Source organism: Ottowia thiooxydans DSM 14619, assembly GCF_000422885.1.
Lineage (GTDB): Bacteria > Pseudomonadota > Gammaproteobacteria > Burkholderiales > Burkholderiaceae_C > Ottowia > Ottowia thiooxydans.
The window spans coordinates 675,087-696,840 of the sequence record NZ_AUGX01000001.1; the positions used below are offsets into that span (position 1 = coordinate 675,087).

Sequence of the window (21,754 nt, forward strand, 5' to 3'; positions counted from 1 at the left end):
GAGAACGACTGGCCTGCTCCTGGTTTTCACGCATCACGAGGAGTGGCTCAACTAAACGGTGGCTGACGCAGGTTTGATCTGCGCCAGCCGCTTTTTTTTGTGAAAGAGAGCAATGACATCCGCCAAAGACTTCTCTTCGCCCATTGAAACCGACGTTGCCATCATCGGCGCCGGCCCCGCAGGGCTCTTCTCTGCGTTTGAACTGGGGCTGCACGAACTCTCTTTCCACATCATCGACGCCCTGCCCCGCATTGGCGGGCAACCGGTGGAGTTGTACGCCGACAAGCCTATCTACGACATCCCGGGCACTCCCGTCTGCTCCGGGCAGCAATTGGCTGATGGGTTGATGAAGCAAATCGCACCCTTCAATCCACCGTTGCACCTGGGACATCGCGTAGATGAACTGCAGCGTCAACCGGATGGCCGCTTTCTGCTCTCCACCCAGCGGGGATTGCGCTTGCTCGCCAAGGCCGTGTTCATTGCTGCAGGCGTAGGTGCTTTTGAGCCCAAGCGGCTCAAGTTAGAGGGCCTGAACGCACTTGAGGACCACCACCTTTTCTACAGAACGCCTGACGCGGAGCACCTTGCCGGCCAACAGGTGGTGATCATCGGCGGCGAAGACAGCGCCCTGGAGCAAGCAATTGACCTCGCCACACGCGAAGTCAATCGCCCTGCCAGTGTGACGCTGGTGTACCGCCGCGATGGCTTCCAGGCTGCACCCGCCACGGTTGAACGTTTCCGTTCCTTGCTCACTGAAGGCAAGCTGAGCTTTGTCATTGGCCAAGCGCAAGGATTCGATGCACCGGAAGGACGCCTGGCCGCTCTGCATATCCTGGATGTGGACGGGAAACCGCACACCTTGACCACTGACAAGCTGTTGGTTCTGCAAGGATTCACGCCCAAGCTTGGGCCCATTGCGGACTGGCACTTGGCCATGGAACGCAAGCAACTGGTAGTGGACACCGAAAAATTCCAAACCAGCGAACCGGGCATCTTCGCCATGGGCGACGTCAACACCTATCCGGGCAAGCGCAAACTCATCCTCAGTGGCTTTCATGAAGCTACGCTTGCGGCCTTTGCGCTTGCGGAACAGCTCGCCGGAGCACCCGTGCCCCTGCAATACACCACATCGTCCACGCTATTGCACAGGCTGCTGGGCCTGTCCTCACCACAAACACCATGACAGCCTCCACCAACGAAGCCCTGGCCCCTGTCGCACCTCAAAGCCGCGCCTTTGGTTTTCGCGACCATGCCTCCCTATGGTTCAGCCTGGGGGTAGGCCTGCTGGTGATGCAGGTGGGCGCCTACCTCATGCCCGCGCTGAGCACTCAGCAAGCCGCCTTAGCCATTGTGCTTGGCTCCATCATCGGCGCGGGGTTGCTGGGTTGGGTCGCCAAGCTGGGTTGCGACAGCGGTTTGTCGAGCGCGGGGCTTATGCATGCTGTGTATGGCCGTCGCTTCGCAAGCCTGCCCATTGTGCTCAACATTGTGCAGCTGCTGGGCTGGGGCGCGTTTGAGCTGGTGGTGATGCGCGACGCCACCGTAGCATTGGCCAAGCAGTCAGGGCTGATAGAGGCCAGCGGCGCATCTGCTGGTTTTTCCTACGCACCCGTTGCCGCTACCCTGCTTTGGGGGGCGGTGGTCATTGCACTTATCAGTGGCAGCATGGTGCGTCTGGTGCGCCAGCTCATCTCGCGCATTGCACTTCCCCTAGTAATTCTTTCGCTGCTTTGGTTGTCCTGGCAATTCCTCTCGCTCGCCCACACGCAGGGCTTGTCGGCGCTTTGGAGCCGCCGAGGTGAAGGCGGCATGGGCGTGTTCCCTGCGTTAGATCTGGTCATTGCGATGCCCATCTCATGGCTTCCACTCGTGGCAGACTACGCCCGTCATGGCCGAGAGGGCCGCACCGCGTTGCGCGGCACCTGGCTGGGATACGCCTTGGCCAATATGTGGTGCTATTCGCTGGGCGTGTTGGTGGCGCTGGTGCTACCCAGCAAGGATCTGGTGACGGCTTTGCTGCTGGCTCAGGGCGGCCTCATCGCGCTCTCGCTCATTCTGATTGATGAGGTAGACAACGCCTATGGAGATGCCTATTCAGGCTCCGTATCCGCGCACAGTTTGCTTCCCACCTGGAGCATACGCCGCTGGGGGTTGATCATTGCCGCCGCTTGCACCGCATTTGCTTTGGTGCTTCCGATGCACGGTCTGGAGCCATTTTTAATGCTGCTCAGCTCGGTGTTCGTGCCACTTTTCGGGGTCATCCTGGGGCGTTTGGCCTTTGGTACAAATGCACAACAACTACTGGCTCGCGCTGAAGGTGTGCACTGGACTCCGACGCTGATCTGGCTTGCCGGAATCGCGCTCTACCACCTGCTGCCCAAAGTAGCGCCCATGCTGGGTTCCGCCTTGCCCACACTGGCGCTTTGCTTCGCTCTCTCCTTCCTCACTCGCCCTGGAAGACGTGTCACAGCCTCCTAGGGACCGATAATCAAGCCTGAAACAATCAACACTAAAAGGAGTCAATTCATGCAGATCAAAGATAAAGTTTTCATCGTTACGGGCGGAGCCTCTGGTTTGGGCGAGGGCACGGCGCGTATGTTGGCAGCTGAAGGCGCGAAAGTGCTCGTCGCCGATATGCAAGTGGAAAAAGGCGAGGCCGTGGCCAAGGAAATTGGTGGCGCCTTCCTGAAGTGCGACGTCAGTAACGAAGCTGACGGCCAGGCTGTCGTGGCCAAAGCGACTTCGATGGGCAAGCTGATGGGCCTTGTGAACTGCGCCGGCGTCGGCCCAGCAGAAAAAACGGTTGGCAGGAACGGGCCACACAAGCTGGAAATGTTCACCAAGACCATCATGGTCAATCTGGTTGGAACTTTCAATATGATCCGCCTGGCAGCCGATGCCATGTCGAAGAACGAAGCGGAAGATACGGGCGAGCGCGGAGTGCTAATCAGCACGGCCAGCGTGGCAGCCTACGACGGGCAAATTGGCCAAGCGGCTTATTCAGCCAGCAAAGGCGGCGTTGTGGGCATGACACTGCCTATCGCACGAGATCTCGCTCGCAATGGCATTCGGAATATGACGATCGCACCGGGATTGTTCGGCACGCCAATGCTCTTTGGCATGCCTCAGGAAGTCCAGGACGCGCTGGCAGCCAGCGTACCCTTTCCAAGCCGCCTGGGCACTCCGCAAGATTACGCCAAGCTGGTGAAGCAAATCGTTGAAAACGAGATGCTCAACGGCGAGGTGATCCGCCTCGACGGCGCGATCAGGCTGGCTCCAAAATAAATCCCGGCACTGAGAGCGCTGTCTACCAACACTAAAGCATATGTCTACGCGGCCCGAGACCCTCGAATTTCTGTTTGATCAGCTTGGGGATCTACCGGGGCTGCGCGCGCGGCGTATGTTCGGTGAGTATTGCGTGTATGTAGATGACAAACCCGTTGCCTTCGTGTGCGACGACTTGCTCTACGTGAAACCCACCGACGCCGGCCAGGGGATCATGAATCCTCCGGTGTGGGGGAGTTTTTACGAAAAGATAAAGCCGCACCTCTTGGTCACGCCTGATCGGTGGGATGAGCGCGATTGGTTACGGTCGCTGGTGATGGCCACGGCAGAAGCGCTACCTCGGCCCAAACCCAAAGCCCCCCGAAAAACGACTAAACCACCGGCGGCGAAAAAGCGCCAGGCTTAGGGCCGGCGCCTTCTGAGTAGGTTTACCCGCGCGAGAGGCGCTTGGCGTTGGCCACGGCCTTAGCACGTACAGGCGCGAGCCCGGCATTCATCATGCCGAGCGTGGCGTTTTGCCACTGCGTCAGTAACGATTTATTGGCTGGGGTACCTTGCATTGTCCAAGACTGTGCCATAGCCAGAAAAAGAGATGGCGCTGTGGTAGCGGCGTGCATGATCATGGCGACCCAGGCTTGGCCAAAGGCTACCTGCTTTTCAACCACCATTTGAGTGAATTCCTTTTGATCACGCGCGGAGGGCATGCCGCCTGCTCCCGCGGTCATGCGCGTCATGCGATGGGCGACAACTTGCGGCGCAGCTAATGCGATTTCGGTGCTTTGGCGAAGCAGCGTGGTCGCTTCGCGATTCGTGCTGGAGGACATGGATTGCTTCCTTAAAAATGGCACCCATGCTTTCCACGCTTCGCATGGACATTTGGGAAACGACCTCGCGGGGATCACACTATCTGGCGCCACGCGGGGAACACTAAATCAATTATTCACTATAACCAGTTTCTTCACCCATGGCGTAGAGAGTCCACTCCAAAGAAGGTCGAAGAGCGGAATCAGTCTGCTTATAAGCCTCTTTGATTCGAAAAGATGGAAATGGGAAGAACCACCCACACCTGTTTCTCAAATTTTGATGTGGATCAATTCTCATTCGCAACAAAGTTCATATAAACAGCTTGTTGCCTTCCCAGCTTTCGCCAGGTTCAGGCTTTTTCAGCTTGTCTATCGACGAAAGGACCATCATGTCTTCACTGGGCCGCTCACTCGTCCTGGGTGCCGGGTTTTACATCGCCATCTCCCCTGCTTTTGCGCAAGCGGACGTTCAGAGCCTTGAGACGGTGACCGTCATTGGTACGGGATTGCCAACTGAAGTATTGCGCAACCCTGCTTCCATCACAGTGATCTCCGCCGAAACCATCGAGCAGACGGCGCCGGTCTCCGTCGCAACCCTGCTGCGTGATGTACCAGGTGTACAAATTTCTGAGGAAGGTATCGAGCGTATTTCGATTCGGGGAGAAACCGCTCGCCGTGTCGCCATCCTGATTGATGGTCAGAAACTGACCGACCACACCAATTACGGCCAGCCTGTGCTGGTGGACCCTACGACGATCGAGCGTATTGAGGTCGTGCGTGGCTCCTCTTCAGTGGTGTCAGGCAGCGCGGCCATTGGAGGTGTGATCAACATCATCACCAAGCGCGGCGCAGGAAAACCCTTCAGCCTCAGCACCACAGCGGGCTACATGTCTGCCACGCGCGGATACAGGGCATCGGCTAGTGCGAGCGGGACCGTCAACGCCGGCCCGGGCCAACTGGATTACAACCTTAGCCTGGGAAAGATGAGGCAGGGCGATCGTCGCACGCCTGACGGCACACTATCCCCTTCTGACGTTGAAGACCGCAATATTGCGGGCCACCTTGGCTACCGGTTAGGGCCACACTACTTCGGGCTGAAAGCACAGGCCTTCGACCTGGCGGCCAACGTGTATGTGGGCCAGCCTAACTTCCTCATATCACTCCCCCACCGTGACTTGCGCAAGACCGGTCTGTTCTATGAAGGCACGCAGTTGACACCTTGGTTAACCAAACTCAGCGCTAACCTGTACCGGCAAACCATAGATCGTGATTTCAGAAACGACGTGAGTACCGCTGCGGGACCTCTGCGGATCAGAGTGCTTTCCACTTCGCTCGACCAGCAAACCACCAACGGTGCCAATCTGCGTGCCGAAATGAAATTTTCTGCACGCAGTCGTACTGTGGCAGGAATCGAGTGGGAAGACGACGGGCTGACGGCCGACAAAACCACCAATACCACGCGCACGCCTCCCGGAACGACCACGAAAACGCTGCGCTTCGACGATGCCAAAACCCGCTCGTTTTCAGTCTTCGGACAGCACGAAATCACCTTGAGCGATCAACTCACCGCCACAATCGGAGCACGGGGCTCCCGTGTAAATTCCGATCTGCGCGCCTCCGCCACCAACGGCATCGCCAACACCACGAGCAGCGGCAGCGACAGCAAGTTCCTTGGCTCGGCTGGCTTGGTCTGGAGCCCCTCCAAGCACTTGGCATTGCGCGCCAACATCTCGCAAGGCTATATCTATCCAACACTGGGCCAACTCTTCCTGACCACCACGGGAGGTGGCGTCACACTGACCGGAAACCCAAATCTTAAGCCCGAGACTTCCACCACCTACGAACTTGGCGCACGCTACGCCGCTGGAGGCACCGTATTGGATGCCACCCTGTTCCATGCCCGAGCCAAAGACTACATTGCCACCGTGTCCTCCGGAGCCATCGGCAGCTATGAGAATGTGGATGCAGCCCATAGCACGGGAGTGGAGTTGTACGCGGAACATGCACTGGGGGTATGGGGCCTGACCCCTTACACCTCGTTCGCCGCGATGAGCCGGCAGTTACGCTACGGTAACGGCTATCAAACCAACGATGGTGGCTCGCCCAGCTTCGCGGGCAAGATTGGCTTGCGCAAGGACTGGCGCTGGGGCCGCACAGGGGGGAGCGTAGATCTCTACGTGCGCGGAGAAAGCAAGGTCAGCCTGCGCGACAACTCCGGCGCTGTGTCAGGATCTGCCAGTGGTTATGGAACTCTCAATCTGCGCGCCCATGCGGAGATGGCCAACGGATTCAGCCTGGTGGCCGAACTCAACAACCTGACCAACCGCAGATACACACCCTATGGGCAAATGCCGGGTGCGGAGCGCTCCATCAACCTGTTTCTAACGAAGAAATTCTGATGGCAGCCGCACACGCACTCCTGCTGCTAACGCTGATGGCCGACGGAAGCACACGTCTGACTCTTTCAGAAGCCACCACCGCAAAAGACTGCGAGACTTCCCGAATCAGCGTCACGCGTGTGCTTACCAGTATGGGTAAGCCACCACTCCTGGCACTCTGCGGCCAGAGCGACTTGCGACTGACTCCTTACATGCATGGCACTCCGGCAGAAGCTGAGATCCAACGCTACCGGGTAGAGGTTCCCATCAACGGCAACTTCATCGTCAAGCCTTTGACAGCAAGCGAATCATGCGAGTCCACCCAAAAGTCGGAACCTGCCGTGTACTGCACACGCTCAGCCCAACGAATCCGTTGAGCGATTGAAATGTGGAAAAGCCCATAGCCTAGGGCGCACGAGACAAACCGCGATCTGCCGACTTATCGCTGATGGTCGCCAAGGCTCCTCCGCCCTGTACTCCTACCGATTGGAAGTCTTGCAAGGGCGTTGCTCGTGGAGCAACGCCGGTAGCAAGCTACCTATACCGATTCCGCATTCGCCATTCGGGCACCCGCGCGCAGCCCCAGCCGGTTTGGCGACGTATAGGCCTCGCGGTATTGCTCAAACGGCATGGTGTCGGAAGCCTCGATTCGCTTGCGCGTTTCAACCGATTCTGCGGCCAATTTCGCAAAGCGCTCTTGCCACTCAGGCTCAAACGGCAGTGCAAGCAATTCAGCGCGAGTGTGCGTTGAGCGCTGGCGCACGAACCCCATGAAGCTGTTTCCGAATTCACCTTGCATGGCATTCAGAACACGCGCTGAAGGCAGATTCTCTGGCGCACGCATCGCGGCCACCGCAGATTCCAGCGCGGCGCGATAGGCGTTACCACCGTGGGTCGCATCCAGAGCTTCAGCGATTGGATCGAACTCGGCCAGCAATTCGGCACCCCATTGTTGCAAGGAGATCTCCCCGCCATCTCGCTCCAGCATCAAGCCAGGCTCACGCCCACGAGCAGCCGTACGGTGCTGGTTGCGCCCAAGCGCAGCAATCTCTTGCGGAGTGTCAGGTGGGCTCTCAGAAAGCAGTGCGTGCAGCAGGAACATATCAATAAAACGGCCTGTCTCAGCCGTAATACCAATAGGTACGAATGGATCTAAATCCATCAGGCGCACTTCTACGTATTCCACGCCCCGCTCACGCAGGGCATGCAACGGACGCTCTCCAGGGAAAATCACGCGCTTGGGCCGAATAGTGCCGTAGAACTCGTTTTCTATCTGCAGCAACGTGGTCGCTAACTGGTTGTAATCTCCGCCGGGATTGCGCAGACCCACAGCCTCGTACGCCGGGTACGGCCGTGTGAGCGCATCTTCCAGGGAGGCGCCATAGCCTTCGAGGTTGTTGTAGCTGACCGCGAGTGAGGTCTGAGCTTCACTTTGGTAGCCCAATCGCCCCATGCGTAGCGAAGTAGCGTGCGGCAGATACATGGTGTTATCACCGAGCGCTTGCAACTCATGAGGGCGTCCCTCGACAAAGCAGGAACAGACCGCTGGCGATGCACCAAACAGATACAGCATCAAAAATGCGTGGCGGCGGAAGTTTCGGATAAGTCCAAAATACTCATCACTCGTCACCCCTGGCATTGACCAGTTGTAATGAATGCCGGAAATGGTTTGCATGCGGCGCCCATAGCGGTGCCCCAAGCCCATGCGGTAAACGCTCTTGGCACGCGCCACGTTGGAGCTGCCATAGAAGCCCAACGGAATCATTTCGTCTGGCGGCAGCGCGCAGGGCATGCTGGAAACCCAGAGCATTTCGTCACCGGACTCGGCGAGCACGCGGTAGGTTTCCTGGTGGATCTGCGTTAATTCCTCAAGGCAGGCTTCCACGCTGCCATGCACGGCCGTAACCAGCTCCACCTGCGATTCACTGAAATCGGTGGTGATGTTGGGGTGGGTCAAAGGCGCCCCCAGGGCAGCCGGATGGGGCGTTAGCGCCAACCGGCCATCTGGGTTGACACGCAGGCTTTCTTTCTCAATACCGCGGCGAATACCCCGCAGCCGGTCGCCAGGCAGCGCCTCTAATAGGCTCCTTAGCTTGTTCATGTCGTGTCTCATTTCTCGGGCTGGGGGGCGACGGTATCACAGGCGGCAATTCCGCGCGCAGGCGGGGTCACCAAGCCCGGACCGCCTAAGAGCCTGTTCAAAGTCTCTCAGGAGTGATATGCGGATTGTGACCGCGTTCTATCGTACGCGGCTTTTCAAGAACGCGCCGTTGTCAGCGGTGGGCCGCCATGGCCAGTGTGACTTCGTTCGTGCCCTGATCGGCTCCGCTCGCCGGCACCGAGTCGCCGGCTCGGTTGGTAACCTCTGCCAGGTGGGCCAAAAGGCGCTCCGGGGTGTCTGGTGTCAGGCCAAGGTGCATCCCTTGCGTCATGGTGACATACGCAGCCTCATAGGTACCCGCGCCCGCGCAGAGCGTTGTGCGTGTGGGCGCGTCCTCGCAGGCCAGTACCAGCATGGCAGGTACCACGGCTTCCGGGCGAAGCATCTCCAGCACCGGTGCGGGCATCAAACCTTCAGTCATACGCGTAGCCGCCGTTGGCGCGAGACAGTTCACACGAATGCCGTGCTTGGCTCCCTCCAGGCTCAAGGTCTGCATCAGGCCCACAAGAGCCAACTTGGCGGCGCCGTAGTTGCTCTGGCCGAAATTGCCATACAGGCCGGTGGATGATGTCGTCATGACGATGCGGCCGTAACCCTGCGCCACCATGTGCGGCCACACCGCCTTGGTGGTGTGAACGGCGCCCATCAGGTGCACATCCAGCACCAGGCGAAAATCGGCGAGCTCCATCTTCGCGAAGGATTTGTCGCGCAAAATGCCAGCGTTATTGACCAGTATGTCAATCCTGCCCCATGTGTCCATAGCCTGCTGCACCATAGCTTGGACGGCGTCAAAATCGGTCACGGAAGCGCCATTGGCAATGGCTTCACCGCCTGCCGCCTTGATTTCATCGACCACTTTCTGCGCAGCTGATGCGGAACTGCCACTGCCGTTAACCGTGCCGCCGAGGTCATTGACGAGCACCTTGGCGCCGCGCGCGGCCAATTCCAGCGCATGCAAGCGACCCAGGCCACCGCCTGCACCAGTGACAATGGCTACGCGGCCGGAAAAATCGAGGGGGTTGCTCATGCTTTCGCTCCTTGTAATCAAACTAGCGGACAAACCGCTTAGGCCCTACTGCAAAACTCATCGTGGAGGCTGGGTGTCGGCGTCGGGATGGGCTGCAAGGTAAGTTTGCAGACAATGGCCGTCGCTATTGGCAAAAAAAACAACACAGCAGACCGCCGGGGGGACTTGGATCCCGCGCCCCGATGGGTTTCGCAGAGGGTTATTAATGTACTGCTTCGGGCAGTGGGAACACTTGACACCGCAATCCCTCAGAACGTGCGCTAAGTGCCCCAAGACACGTACGCGACCCTCTGTAGATAGAAAGAGCGCCCTATTCGCGCAAAATGCTGATCATGGAACTTAACTCGAACGTGATTGACACCCCTCCACGCGACGCCGCCAGCTTGGTCATGATCCGGGACGGAGCCCAGGGTCTGGAGGTTCTGCTGGTACGCCGCCATACCGATTCGAGTGTGCTGGGCGGCGCATGCGTTTTCCCGGGTGGGAAATTGGATGCTGCCGACAGTAGCGCGGATTTGCTGGCGCGGCTTGACCGCGCTCCGTCCGAGTTGCATGCTCGGCTAGGTGAGCCTGAGCTATCGCCTACGCACGCGGCTGCTTTGTACGTGGCGGCTGCGCGCGAAGCTTTCGAAGAAGCCGGCGTGCTGTATCAGCAGGTTGGAAACACCGAAATAGCCACGGTTGATGCGACGGCACGCGCCAGCCTGAACGCGGGTGAATCGTTCGGCACCCTGCTGGCGCGGCTTGGCCTCACGCTCGACACTGACGCCCTTGTGCCATGGTCACGCTGGATCACACCGCGCCGTCCATCGGTCATGAACAAACGCTTTGACACGCGATTCTTCCTGGCCGTGGCGCCAACGGACCAGACCGCACGGCACGATAACTTCGAAACGACTGAAACGCTGTGGCTCACCCCTCGCAGCGCACTCACCGAGTACAAAGCTGGGAGCATTGATCTGGCTCCACCTCAAATCATGGGCTTGGCCCATCTAGCGGGTTTCACTACGGTAGCGCAAGCCCGAGCAGATGCCCTCACCCGTAAGCCACCATTGGTAGAACCCGAATCTTTTGAGGAAGACGGCACTCGCGTACTTTGCTATCCGGGTGACGAACGCCATTCGGTTCGAGAACGCGCTCTGCCAACCCCCACACGGCTTGTATGGAAAGACAAGCGCTTTGAGCCACCTGGTGGCTTTGAAGCATTTTTTCAGAGCGAAAACTAAAGCTGCCCTGATTAAGGCTATGCATCTTCCCGCGCACTGAATCGGGTTGAGCAGATAGGGGATACGCAGGAAAAGACGCCTTAGGCGTTGGGCGCGTTCTTGAAGCGAAATGCCGGAACTGATTGAATCATCAGCAAGGCTGGAATCAGTTTTTGCATGAGATTCGACGCATCATCGAGCGCTCGAAGAGCGTTGGTCTGGATGCTTCTAGCGTTGGAGACTGGGTCAAGGTCGTCGGTAAAGTATCGAAGCACCGCGGGTATCTCAAGGGTGCTGGGTATAAACGGGAGGGCTCCGTGCGGCGCCGCCAAGGCAATACGGATCAGATGCTCCAAGCAACTGCTGTACGCCAACGCTGCCGCCGCAAAAGCCGTGGCGCTGCCGGCCAAGAAATTTTGTGATGCTTCGCGAAGTTGCAGAGAGACATCGGCCACCACGGATTGCCGTATCGCAGTAGTGACCTCTTTTTGCTGGTCTCTCAGCAGCCCATCGATCCTAGGTGATTTCACCCGAAAGAGCCCCAGAAAATCCTGGATCCAATCCAGTTCTTTTGCTTGGGCTTCCATAAAAATCCACTCTGAGATTTGAGCTCTTTCTTGCTCCGCGAGGTAGAGCCCCCACGCATGAGCGTCTTCATTGGCGGCAGCAAGAACTTCATCGTAAGTGGTGGCGCTGGAGGCGGTGGTTTCATCGGCTTCTCCCGCGTCATTAAGATAGGGAACGATGCGGGCAGAAAGGCGCACAAAGTGCTCAAGGGCACCTGGGTCCGCAAGCAGAAACGAATGTTCGGGCTGAAGCGGCTGACAAGGATCATTTGTTCTTGTGATGGCACCGAACACCGCCGCGAGCAAACGATGATTGAGCTCCGCGAGAAGCGCTAGCCGAACAACTTGCAGCGCCTCCCGGCCGCGGCTCAAAAAAGCCGCTCTACCGCTTGTAGCAAGATCGCCCGCAGAAAATGCCTGCGTGGCATAGACGACATAAGCCGTACGCAAATACCTGGCTGCGAGCTCAGCACCAGAATGGGCGTAAGCAGCCTCAAGGGCCGCCGCGTGGGCAGCCCTGAGTTGATCTGGGTGAACCGCCAAAGCTCTCTGCCGCGTTGACTCCAGTAAATCTCCATAGGTTTGCCTGGCGCGGCGATCCGCCTCGAACGATTGCCCGTTCAAGAGCGAATAGTCGTTATAGGCGGCCAGGGCTGACTCGCGTGATCCACTCACCAGCGCTGCACGCTCGACCAGCACGCGCTCAGGCCCGCACGCGAGAAGCGCATGTGCCACGGAACCTATATCAGCTCCTTCGTGATCAAAATCCGTGTTTTCGCTGGTCCAGATGCTTTCTGGTTCCCAGGAAGGATGGCTTGGGGACCAAAAAAGCCGGAGAGGAGACCACAGATCCGAGTCGACACTGGATTCGTCTGGCTTTGGCTCCGCGCCGTCGAGTCTTGCGTGAACGGCGTATCCGCCGATATAAGAGGGAGCTCTCGAGAAATTTGGTGTGTCCAAAAACTCCGAAGGACCATCCGAGGCATTGAGGGAGAGCATTCGTTCAAACTCTCGTTCAAACAAACGTCTCCAGGAAAGCGCCTCCCCAGCGATGTCGGTGCTTTGATCAGTCTCTGGCTCCGACGCAAGTACATAGTCTGCATCTGATTGAAGTGATCGAGGCGCGGAGGTGGACCTCGAAAGCACCGTAAAGCCGCGATTTCCGGTCATCAGTGCGGACGTTTCATCTAGAAAAAAATCACTGTCCTGTAACAACTCTAACCTCGTACGCCCATCACCGGACCTGAACTCGCTGGAGCTCATGTAGTCTTCGCTGCGCCAAGTTGGAAGCACGGTCGGCTCAGCAGGGGGCGGCGCCTCGTCAGGTGCGTGCTGCGAATAGCTTGCACCACCCTTTGGCGTTAGTACGGAGCCTTGATGGCTGGGACTGCCCGGCGGAGTAATCGGCATATCGCGTTTCGGTTGATGGTTGAGGTTCCGGCGCAGGTCATCCGTTCAACAGATGAGTTGTAAACACCAGTGCAGAACGTCAACAGCACCGAACGGTGCCCTCTGCTGAGTAACCACAGGAAGGGAAAAGTTCCATCAACGACTCACACTGACGCACGTGAACCATGCGTCAGTGCAGGAGACAAGCGCGGCGCGTGCGATCAGCGCCGGGGCACAAGAATGATCCGGAGACTTGGTAGGCTGCTACTTACGCCCACGCAGCCGTTTCACCAATTCAACGGCACCGACCACCACAGCACCAGCCGCCACACCAACAACCATATTTACAAGCATTCCAGCGAGCGTGCCAGCTATCCCCCCCATGCCCGCCGACCACGCTTCTGCCCAGTGCGCCAGAGCCGGCACGCCATGAACCAAAATGCCACCGCCCACAAGAAACATCGCGGCCGTACCGGCAATCGAGAGGAACTTCATCAACCAGGGCGCAAGCACAAGAATGCCTCGGCCCAACGCCTGGGTGAAACTTCCTGCACGCTGGCTGAGGTAAAGACCTAGATCGTCCAGTTTGACGATACCCGCCACCAGTCCATATACCCCAACGGTCATCAGCAAGGCGATGCCCGACAACACCAGAACCTGAGTCAGGAAAGGCTGCCCCGTCACTGTGCCGAGCGTGATGGCAATGATCTCTGCGGAAAGAATGAAGTCCGTGCGTATGGCGCCTTTGACCTTCTGCTTTTCCAACTGCACAAGATCAACCTCAGCCCCGGGCTCGTTGGTGGCGCTTACTGCGACTGCTTGCGCACCCTCGTCTTCTTTATGCAAAAGCTTGTGTGCAACCTTCTCAAAACCTTCGTAGCAAAGAAAGGCGCCACCTACCATCAACAGGGGCGTCACGGCCCATGGCGCAAAAGCGCTGATGGCCAAGGCGGCGGGCACAAGGATGACCTTGTTCACGAAAGAGCCCTTGGCCACGGCCCAGACCACCGGCACTTCGCGGTTGGCACTCAGGCCAGTGACCTGCTGTGCGTTCAGCGCCAAATCATCGCCCAGCACACCGGCTGTTTTCTGCGCTGAAAGCTTGGTCAGCACCGCGACATCGTCTGATACGGCCACGGCTTTACGAGCCGATACCTTGGCCATCACGGCAATGTCATCCAGAAGAGTGGCAATGTCGTCAAGCAGAGCAAGCAAGCTGGTAGCCATGGTGCGAGGACTCAAAAGAAATAGATTTGCGGATTAAACCAGCTTAGTCCTGGAAATCAGAGCGCCCGAAGACGATTAATTTACAGACTCAGCCACTTCCGTCTCAACACCGATAGCTTTCAAAGTGCGGTGCGCAGTGGCGCCTGCCAACCATGCATCAATACGCGAGCAATCGTGCACTTGGCGAAACTGATCGAACGCTGTCTCAGCCTCTGGATAGCGAGTGCGCAGAGAGCCTAACCATTGCTTGAGCCGGCCGGGACGATGCCGCGGCTCCACGCGCAGGCTAACTTGCCGCCAGAATTCGGCGATCAAAGGGAGCAGTTCCAACCAGGTAACTCGCGGCTCAGCGTTGACAGCGTGAGCCCCCTGCGCATCGCCCAGCAATCGCGCCTGGATGGCAAGCCCCAACCCCGGGTCTCGCACCATGCCGCGGCCGATCATCAAATCCTTGCAACCAGTCACCTCCTGGCAGCGCAGGGCATCTTCCACGCTCCAGATGTCTCCATTGGCCACCACAGACACCTTGACCGCCGCCCGGATCTCCGCTACCCGCTCCCAGTACACCGGGGGCCGATAACCTTGAACTTTGGTACGCGCATGAACCACCAATTGATTGGCGCCCGCCAGGTCGATCGCCTGTGCGCACTCAATCGCGCGGCTTGCGTCTTGCACACCCAACCTGATCTTTGCCGAAACTGGTATGGCTTCGGGCACGGCACGCCGCACCGCCGCCACGATGCGATGAATGAGCTCGGGCTCATCCAGTAGTACCGCTCCACCACGGTGCAGATTCACCGTCTTGGCCGGACAGCCAAAGTTGAGATCTATGCCCTCCGGCCGCAGTTCGGCGAGCCGCGCTGCGTTCTCGGCAAGGCATACGGGCTCGGAACCGAGCAATTGAGGCCGTACCGGCACCCCAGCCGGGGTGCGACTACCGTTCAAAAGCTCAGGCACCACACGTGTGAACACTCTTTTAGGTAAAAGCTGGTCAGTGATGCGTATGAATTCGGAGACACAACGATCCACTCCGCCGACGCGGGTGAGCACGTCGCGAAGCGTATGGTCGAGAAGGCCCTCCATAGGGGCGAGCAAGATTGCCAAGGTCAGGTTCAGAAGGTGGAGGTCAACCGCTATTGCCGTTTGAGCGTTGTTTCGCCCTGAAAGTGCTGTTGCCGCGCACTAAGGTACTATCATAGGTTAGCCAAGCCAACCACGCTACGCTAGGGAGAATATCAAAATGAAGCCATTAGCCTCGAAGATAGCCCGCCATTGCCAGCATTTACTCATGCTGGCCCTGTTGAGCTCTTCCCCTGCCTGGACACAAGAAGCCGCTGTGCAGATCACCCCGAGCGACGATCGTCAAGGGACTTTCAAGTCCATCAAGGGCGAAGTCAACCTGGTGCGCGCTGAAATTCCTCGTCCCGCCGCCTCAGGTGACGGTTTTCTCACCACGGATAAATTGTTGGTGGGTCCGAAAAGCGCAGCGGCCCTGACGCTGCAAGACGGGACAGTGATTGCTGTCGGCCCGGATAGCGCGCTCGCTTTGGAGAAGTTCAGCTATGACGCCACCACCCAAGAGGGCAGCATTGCGGTTCGGCTCCTTCGCGGCAGCCTGAGAATGGTTACCGGCTTGATCGCCAAGCTGAAACCCGAAAACGTAAGCGTTCTCACGCCTACTGCTGTGATCGGCGTGCGCGGTACTGACTTCATCGTGGAGGCAACGGCTCCATGAGGGGACTTCTCGCCTTGGTTTTTATCGTGACGTTAGCAGGTTGTGCCCCCACCACGCGAGTAACGCTGCTGCCCCAGGAAAACCACCCGAAAAGCTCGGTGGAAGTCAGGGCCGCCAATGAAACCTGGAAGATGACCACCCCCTTCGAGGTGGCCAGCGTCTCCCAGCGGGGTGTGATCGCCGCAGATCAAACCAATGCACAAGACGTCCACCTGCGGTATCCGGAATTGCTGGCCATACAGCCGCCTGTAGCCGAACGCTTCACGCTGTACTTCGTGGCCGGTGGTTCTGCCTTGACCCCTGAATCCGAAGGGGCTCTGAGCGGAATTCTCGCGCAGGCCGTAGCTCGCCCAGGTGGCGAAATTCTGATCGTTGGCCACACGGATTCTGTAGGCACGCAGGAATTGAACGACAAGCTTTCGCTGCAACGCGCGAGCGCCATCCGGGAGCTGGTGATCCAGCGTGGTTTTCCGCCAGTGTTGGTTCACGCTGTGGGCCGGGGAGAACGAGAACTTGCGGTTCCTACGGCAGACGGGGTGGATGAGCCCAAGAACCGCCGCGTTGTAATCATCGTTCGCTAAATTGGGGCATTCTGGAATGCGGATCGGTGTACTCACTGGAGGCGGCGACTGCCCAGGGCTGAATGCGGTTATCCGCGCGGTCACCAAATCGCTGCTTGGTTGCTGCCAGGCTGAAGTGATTGGCATCGAAGACGGTTTTGCCGGTCTCCTTGAAGGACGCACACGCCCACTCGATTGGGATGCGGTGAGCGGCATTTTGTTTTCTGGCGGGACCATCCTGGGAACCAGCAACCGCGCCGATCCATTAGCCACCGAGCAGGCTACCGAACGAGCACTGGCACAAGCACGTACCCTGGGGTTGGACGCTCTAGTGGCTATCGGCGGCAATGGCACCATGACGATTGCGCATGGGCTGTCCCTCCGAGGGCTGCCCATTGTCGGCGTACCAAAAACCATTGATAACGATCTGGAAGGCTGCGAGCGTAGCTTTGGCTTCGACACCGCGGTCGCTACGGTCACACAAGCGCTGGAGCGGGTGCAGACCACAGGTCAAAGCCATGGTCGCGTGATGATCGTGGAGACCATGGGGCGTTACGCGGGGTGGATAGCGCTTGAGGCGGGCATTGCCGGTGCAGCTGATGCCATCTTGCTTCCAGAAATCGATTTCAACACCGAAGCCCTGATTGAGCTGTGCCGGCAACGTGAGGCCAGGCCCCGCTACACCGTAATTTGTATCGCCGAAGGCGCCAAGCCGCGCGGTGGGCAAATGACGGTTGAGCGCACGATCGAAAACAGCCCCGATCCCATACGCCTTGGCGGTGTGGCCTACCACCTGCGTACGCTCCTGGAGCCACATCTGCGCAGCGAGGTGCGCGCCACGGTCCTGGGTCATGTACAACGGGGCGGCGCACCCACGCCGTTCGACCGTGTACTGGCCACCCAATTTGGCAACCACGCCGCACAGATGGTGGAAGCAGGTCAGTTCAATCGAATGGTCACGTTCGAGCGCGGCGCTATGAGCAGCGTCTCGCTCGCCGAAGTCGCCGACCGCACCCGTCAGGTGCCACTTGATCATCCGTTACTGCAAACAGCGCGTGAGATTGGTGTTTGTCTTGGGGAAGGCTAAAGTGCCGTTACAGTGACGGCATGACCTTTGGAGTAATTGGCATGACCAGCCTTCGCAGACTGGCGTCGGCCTTGATGACGAGCTGGACGGCAGCCCTGTTGACTACCCTGGCAATGGGGACTGCGGCGGCGGCACCGGCATTTGAAGACAGCATTGCGCAGCGCACCCTTGCCTGTACGTCCTGCCATGGCGAACAAGGCCGCGCAGGACCCGATGGCTATTACCCCCGGCTGGCGGGCAAACCAGCAGGGTATTTGTACAACCAATTGCTCAATTTTCGGGATGGCAGGCGCCACTATGGCTTGATGACGCGCATGGTCGATTTGCTGGACGACGCCTACCTGATGGAGATCGCCCAGCATTTTGCGGCCATGAAGGCCCCCTACCCTTTATCAGCAACTCCCGCCACCACGCCAGCCCCTGCGGTCTTGGAACGCGGGCGGACTCTCGTCTTGCACGGCGACGCAGCGCTGCGTGTTCCCGCCTGCGTGCAATGCCATGGCTCCGCCCTCACCGGCGCGCAGCCTAATGTGCCCGGCCTGCTCGGTCTGCCGGTGGATTACCTGATGGCCCAATTGGGAGGCTGGCGGACCGGCCAACGGCGAGCCCACACCCCCGACTGCATGGCAACTATTGTGCAGCGACTGTCCGATAAAGACGCCTACGCCGCCATAACCTGGCTCGCCAGCCAGCCTGTCCCCGCCGACGCCCACAATGCTTCTACTCTTCCTATGCGTGCGGAAGGCCCCCAAGACCTGAAATGCGGCAGCGCTCAGGCTCCAGGAGCAGCGCGATGAATAGCGTCACCAGAAAAATCCTGCTCGGCGCGACTCTGGTGGTGATGCTCGCCTTGGGCTGGCTGTGGCACGTGAACTACAACGATGGGATCGATGTTTCCGCAGCAGGCGAACAAAAAATCGAAGGCGACCCCACTGCCCTGCGTGAACGCGGCGCCTATCTCGCGCGTGCAGGCAATTGCATGGCTTGCCATACGACACGTGCAAGTGCCCCTTGGGCAGGTGGTCGCACCATTGCCACGCCCTTCGGTACTTTGTATTCAAGCAACCTCACCCCTGACCCGGATACGGGCATTGGGCAGTGGAATGCCGCAGCCTTCTGGCGTGCCCTTCACAATGGTCGCTCGCGCGATGGGCGCCTGCTGTACCCGGCGTTTCCGTACACCCATACCACGCAGTTGGTGCGGGCCGACTCCGATGCCCTGTATACCTTCCTGAAGAGCCTTCCGCCTGTACGATCTGCCGTGCCAGATCATCAACTGAGCTGGCCGTTTGGAACGCAGGCAGCTTTGGCCGTCTGGCGTGCACTCTACTTTCAGCCGGGCAGCTACCGCGAAGAGCAAGCGCGTGGTGAGCAATGGAACCGCGGTGCCTACCTGGTACGTGGGGTCGCCCATTGCTCGGCCTGCCATACGCCCCGAGACGGGCTGGCCGGTGCAGACTGGCAAGATTTCTCAGGCGGCTTGATACCAGCCCAGGGATGGTATGCACCTTCGCTAGTCTCTGATCGTGAAGCCGGCGTCGGCAAGTGGCCGGTGGAGGACATCGTTCAACTCTTGCGAACTGGCTACGCACGCGGTGCCTCCACCAGCGGCCCCATGGCCGAAGTAGTGAGCCAGAGCACACAGTATCTTTCGTCGGAAGATCTCACGGCCATGGCCATCTACCTTAAATCCCTGCCACAAACGAACGCAGATTCCCCGCAGCCAGGGCTGGCGAACCGGCAATCCAGCAGCAGAACCATAGCGGGCCAGAAAATCTATGATGAACGCTGCGCTTCCTGCCACGGCAGCCAGGGTGAGGGGATAGCGGGGGCCTACCCTCCGCTAGCAGGTAACCGTGCCGTGACCCTACCGCGAACGGAGAATTTGCTGCAGATGTTGCTCTACGGAGGTTTTGGTGCCTCGACATCCGGGCACCCCCGGCCATTCGGCATGCCACCTTTCGTATTGAGCATGAGCGACGCGGAAATGGCCTCGGTGCTGAGCTATATCCGCAATAGTTGGGGCAATCAGGCACCGGAGGTTTCGGTGCTTGATGTGCACACCATGCGAGCCGAATCCCGGAGCACACTTGATTGATCAAGTGCATGGTGAACCAAGGTTCGACTGCGTGGTTCTTCACGAAGATGAATACTTGCTGGCCATCGAGAAGCCGGCAGGCCTGCTGGCCGTACCCGGACGCGGCGCTGAAAAAGCTGATTGCCTGGCCAGCCGGGCTGTAAAGCGTTGGCCCGATGCCCTGGTGGTACATAGACTCGATCAAGCCACCAGCGGCCTGATGCTACTGGCACGCAACATAGAGATGCAACGAAGCCTCTCATCGGCTTTCGCTGAGCGCCGTGTCCACAAACGGTACGAGGCCATCGTTCACGGGCTGCCAGCCACTCCCGGGTCTTCAGACGGGTGGGGAGAGATTGATCTGCCCATGATGGCCGATTGGCCGAGACGGCCACGCTCCAAGATCGACCTGGAGAATGGAAAGCCTAGCCAGACCCGCTGGAAGGTGCTGGCTCATGACGTGACAGAGCACAGAACACGGGTACTGCTGGAGCCCATTACCGGACGAACGCATCAATTGCGCTTGCATATGCAGGCACTGGGCCACCCCATAGTGGGCGATACGCTTTATGGGCCTGAGGATGGCGCACCGCGGTTGATGCTGCACGCCTATGAGTTGCGACTGACCCACCCGGAATCTGGAGCAGCACTCCATCTCCAAAGCCAAGTGCCGTTTTAGCGTTTCCTAGGAATTCGCCTACACACAATTCGCGGCTTTTTCTGACATTCACAGAGACTTTGTTACCCCACAATCAGGCCATCAATATTTAAGGAGCTCAAACCATGACAAATCAGACCCCATTCCGTTCCGCCTTCCTGGCCGCCGCTATTGCATTGGGTGGCGTCGCCATGGTGGGCTGTACCACCACGCCTCCTGGCTCAGAGCCAGCGCCTCGCATGGACCGCACATCCATGGATTCCCAAGTGGACGCCACGCTTTCGCGCCTGTACAGCACAGTGCCAGGTTCACGGGAAATGGTGCAGAAGGCTGCAGGCGTACTGGTGTTCCCTGCAGTAATTGGCGGTAGCTTTGTGGTTGGCGCCGAATACGGTCGCGGCGCGCTGAAGGTTGGCGGCCGGACCACTGATTACTACAGCACCACTGCAGGCTCTGTGGGCTTCCAGGCTGGCGGTCAGTCCAAGGCCATCATCTATGTATTCAATACAACCGACGCACTGAACAAATTCCGCGCAAGCAACGGCTGGAGTGCTGGTGCGGACGCCACTGTAACCATGGGTAAAGTCGGTGCCAACGGTTCCGTGGACACCCAGACAATTCAGCAACCCGTGACCAGCTTCGTGCTGACCAATGTGGGCTTGGAAGTGGGTGTGTCCGTGCAAGGTGCAAAGATCAACAAGATCACGCTTTGATCGCAGCATCGCGCTAGTAAATTCTTTCAGAGATGCTTATGGTCCGCCGTTAGGCTCGTCAGGCTGAACGGCGGACTTCTCTTTGTAGGCCTCATTGGATGTATATCCGTGAAAAACCTCTCCAGTGGACCTCCTGCTGAACGATTGGGCCAAGGCTCAACACTGACTGCGCAAGCTATGACCTGAAGAAAGCGGTCGCAGGCAACGCCTCTTGTTTTCTGATTGACAGCCGAGTTGCGCCGCCCGAAGCAATCCTGACATCAGCAATGAGTCGATCTGCTGAACGCTCTCCAAGACACCGATTGAAACACCATCAACTACGTTTTGTCTTGTCAGTTGAACTTCGTAAACCTTGTCTACCTTGTCGTATTTCACACGTACGTCCTTGGTCCCCAAACCAACGCTGAGGAATGAACGGTCTTCACCTTTTCGTGTCGTCTCGATCTCAAGGGTGCAGCGGCCGCTCAGGTCGTACCCCCAGTGAGCTTTTGGATGAGCCGTGTCCCCGAGTTCATTCATTGCAGCAATGCGTTCATCCTGCGTTAGATCCATCGGGTCGATGATGGGTTCATCATATGCGGGGTAGCCCTCGGAGCAAGCACACAGGAACGGGATCACTGCGAAGGCGATCACGAGCACACGCAGACGCGTGAATGACGCCGTCTGCCCACCGAGCAGAGATTGGCGCACAAAGCTCCTAGCAAACTTTGCGAATGATCGCCAACCCAGCATGAATCGGACCTTTCTCACGGCGTGCTCAACGTAACCCAAAAAACAGTCCATCCAACGCCCGCGCACCGTTGACCCGGCAGCGACGGGCTGCCAAGCCTGCGGCTTGCTTAGTCCCATAAGTGCGGCCGCGATTCACTCGGGTGAGTAAAGT

21 protein-coding genes are annotated in these 21,754 nt (G+C 58.6%); 14 read left to right on the plus strand and 7 right to left on the minus strand.

Annotation, left to right across the window (positions count from 1 at the left end):
- Nucleotides 1–112 precede the first annotated feature (112 nt).
- The 4 genes from G518_RS0103245 to G518_RS0103260 are packed head-to-tail and all read left to right on the plus strand — an operon-like array spanning nucleotide 113 to nucleotide 3,691.
- Nucleotides 113–1,183: an NAD(P)/FAD-dependent oxidoreductase gene (locus G518_RS0103245; protein ID WP_028601295.1), complete on the plus strand. Its 1,071-nt coding sequence runs from the start codon at nucleotides 113–115 to the stop codon at nucleotides 1,181–1,183.
- Nucleotides 1,180–2,478 (plus strand): purine-cytosine permease family protein, encoded by a 1,299-nt coding sequence (locus tag G518_RS0103250; RefSeq protein ID WP_028601296.1) that lies wholly within the window; start codon nucleotides 1,180–1,182, stop codon nucleotides 2,476–2,478. Before G518_RS0103245 ends, G518_RS0103250 begins: the two co-directional genes overlap by 4 nt.
- Before the next feature lie 48 nt (nucleotides 2,479–2,526).
- Nucleotides 2,527–3,285 carry a 3-hydroxyacyl-CoA dehydrogenase gene (locus G518_RS0103255; RefSeq protein ID WP_028601297.1) on the plus strand — a complete coding sequence of 253 codons (759 nt, stop codon included), beginning with the start codon at nucleotides 2,527–2,529 and terminating at the stop codon, nucleotides 3,283–3,285.
- A 40-nt stretch (nucleotides 3,286–3,325) separates the two neighbouring features.
- On the plus strand, nucleotides 3,326–3,691 hold the full coding sequence (locus G518_RS0103260; protein WP_028601298.1) for a TfoX/Sxy family protein: 366 nt from the start codon (nucleotides 3,326–3,328) through the stop codon (nucleotides 3,689–3,691).
- Nucleotides 3,692–3,713: 22 nt separating this feature from the next.
- Here the strand turns inward: G518_RS0103260 and G518_RS0103265 are convergent, their stop codons facing one another.
- On the minus strand, nucleotides 3,714–4,109 hold the full coding sequence (locus G518_RS0103265; RefSeq protein ID WP_028601299.1) for a polyhydroxyalkanoate granule-associated phasin: 396 nt from the start codon (nucleotides 4,107–4,109) through the stop codon (nucleotides 3,714–3,716).
- A 368-nt stretch (nucleotides 4,110–4,477) separates the two neighbouring features.
- Between G518_RS0103265 and G518_RS0103270 the strand changes: the two genes are divergently transcribed.
- Both G518_RS0103270 and G518_RS0103275 read left to right on the plus strand, forming a co-directional pair.
- Nucleotides 4,478–6,487, plus strand: a complete 2,010-nt coding sequence (locus G518_RS0103270; RefSeq protein ID WP_156909255.1) for a TonB-dependent receptor — start codon at nucleotides 4,478–4,480, stop codon at nucleotides 6,485–6,487.
- Nucleotides 6,487–6,843, plus strand: a complete 357-nt coding sequence (locus G518_RS0103275; RefSeq protein WP_028601301.1) for a hypothetical protein — start codon at nucleotides 6,487–6,489, stop codon at nucleotides 6,841–6,843. Before G518_RS0103270 ends, G518_RS0103275 begins: the two co-directional genes overlap by 1 nt.
- A gap of 161 nt (nucleotides 6,844–7,004) precedes the next feature.
- On the opposite strand, the gene gshA is transcribed toward G518_RS0103275, so the two are convergent.
- Nucleotides 7,005–8,567, minus strand: a complete 1,563-nt coding sequence (gene gshA, locus G518_RS0103280; RefSeq protein WP_028601302.1) for a glutamate--cysteine ligase — start codon at nucleotides 8,565–8,567, stop codon at nucleotides 7,005–7,007.
- 172 nt (nucleotides 8,568–8,739) lie between these two features.
- Entirely contained in the window at nucleotides 8,740–9,654 is a 915-nt protein-coding gene (locus tag G518_RS0103285) for an SDR family NAD(P)-dependent oxidoreductase (RefSeq protein WP_028601303.1), read from the minus strand.
- Between the two features lie 332 nt (nucleotides 9,655–9,986).
- On the opposite strand from G518_RS0103285, the gene G518_RS0103290 reads away from it, so the two are divergent.
- Nucleotides 9,987–10,880 carry an NUDIX hydrolase gene (locus G518_RS0103290; protein WP_028601304.1) on the plus strand — a complete coding sequence of 298 codons (894 nt, stop codon included), beginning with the start codon at nucleotides 9,987–9,989 and terminating at the stop codon, nucleotides 10,878–10,880.
- A gap of 80 nt (nucleotides 10,881–10,960) precedes the next feature.
- Here the strand turns inward: G518_RS0103290 and G518_RS0103295 are convergent, their stop codons facing one another.
- From G518_RS0103295 to G518_RS0103305, 3 genes are all read right to left on the minus strand, one after another.
- On the minus strand, nucleotides 10,961–12,160 hold the full coding sequence (locus tag G518_RS0103295; protein WP_156909256.1) for a hypothetical protein: 1,200 nt from the start codon (nucleotides 12,158–12,160) through the stop codon (nucleotides 10,961–10,963).
- Between the two features lie 918 nt (nucleotides 12,161–13,078).
- Nucleotides 13,079–14,041, minus strand: coding sequence for a DUF808 domain-containing protein (locus tag G518_RS0103300; RefSeq protein WP_028601306.1), 963 nt, complete (start codon nucleotides 14,039–14,041; stop codon nucleotides 13,079–13,081).
- A gap of 75 nt (nucleotides 14,042–14,116) precedes the next feature.
- Nucleotides 14,117–15,124: a tRNA dihydrouridine synthase gene (locus tag G518_RS0103305; protein ID WP_051235919.1), complete on the minus strand. Its 1,008-nt coding sequence runs from the start codon at nucleotides 15,122–15,124 to the stop codon at nucleotides 14,117–14,119.
- A gap of 157 nt (nucleotides 15,125–15,281) precedes the next feature.
- On the opposite strand from G518_RS0103305, the gene G518_RS0103310 reads away from it, so the two are divergent.
- The 7 genes from G518_RS0103310 (at nucleotide 15,282) to G518_RS0103340 (ending at nucleotide 20,871) form a co-directional block, all read left to right on the plus strand.
- Nucleotides 15,282–15,776, plus strand: a complete 495-nt coding sequence (locus G518_RS0103310; protein ID WP_084651388.1) for a FecR family protein — start codon at nucleotides 15,282–15,284, stop codon at nucleotides 15,774–15,776.
- Nucleotides 15,773–16,357, plus strand: a complete 585-nt coding sequence (locus tag G518_RS0103315) for an OmpA family protein (protein WP_051235923.1) — start codon at nucleotides 15,773–15,775, stop codon at nucleotides 16,355–16,357. Before G518_RS0103310 ends, G518_RS0103315 begins: the two co-directional genes overlap by 4 nt.
- A 16-nt stretch (nucleotides 16,358–16,373) precedes the next feature.
- Complete coding sequence (locus G518_RS0103320) at nucleotides 16,374–17,423, plus strand: 6-phosphofructokinase (RefSeq protein ID WP_028601310.1); 1,050 nt, start codon at nucleotides 16,374–16,376, stop codon at nucleotides 17,421–17,423.
- Nucleotides 17,424–17,464: 41 nt separating this feature from the next.
- The gene (locus G518_RS0103325; protein WP_156909257.1) at nucleotides 17,465–18,220 is read left to right on the plus strand and encodes a c-type cytochrome; all 756 of its coding nucleotides are present in this window, start codon (nucleotides 17,465–17,467) and stop codon (nucleotides 18,218–18,220) included.
- Nucleotides 18,217–19,521 (plus strand): c-type cytochrome, encoded by a 1,305-nt coding sequence (locus G518_RS0103330; protein WP_028601312.1) that lies wholly within the window; start codon nucleotides 18,217–18,219, stop codon nucleotides 19,519–19,521. Before G518_RS0103325 ends, G518_RS0103330 begins: the two co-directional genes overlap by 4 nt.
- A gap of 31 nt (nucleotides 19,522–19,552) precedes the next feature.
- A complete protein-coding gene (locus tag G518_RS0103335) occupies nucleotides 19,553–20,179 on the plus strand; it encodes an RluA family pseudouridine synthase (protein ID WP_245597884.1) in 627 nt (208 codons plus the stop codon).
- 104 nt (nucleotides 20,180–20,283) lie between these two features.
- On the plus strand, nucleotides 20,284–20,871 hold the full coding sequence (locus tag G518_RS0103340) for a BPSL1445 family SYLF domain-containing lipoprotein (protein ID WP_028601314.1): 588 nt from the start codon (nucleotides 20,284–20,286) through the stop codon (nucleotides 20,869–20,871).
- Nucleotides 20,872–21,027: 156 nt separating this feature from the next.
- Here G518_RS0103340 and G518_RS0103345 read toward each other — a convergent pair whose 3' ends face one another.
- A complete protein-coding gene (locus G518_RS0103345) occupies nucleotides 21,028–21,561 on the minus strand; it encodes a hypothetical protein (protein ID WP_156909258.1) in 534 nt (177 codons plus the stop codon).
- Nucleotides 21,562–21,754 lie beyond the last annotated feature (193 nt).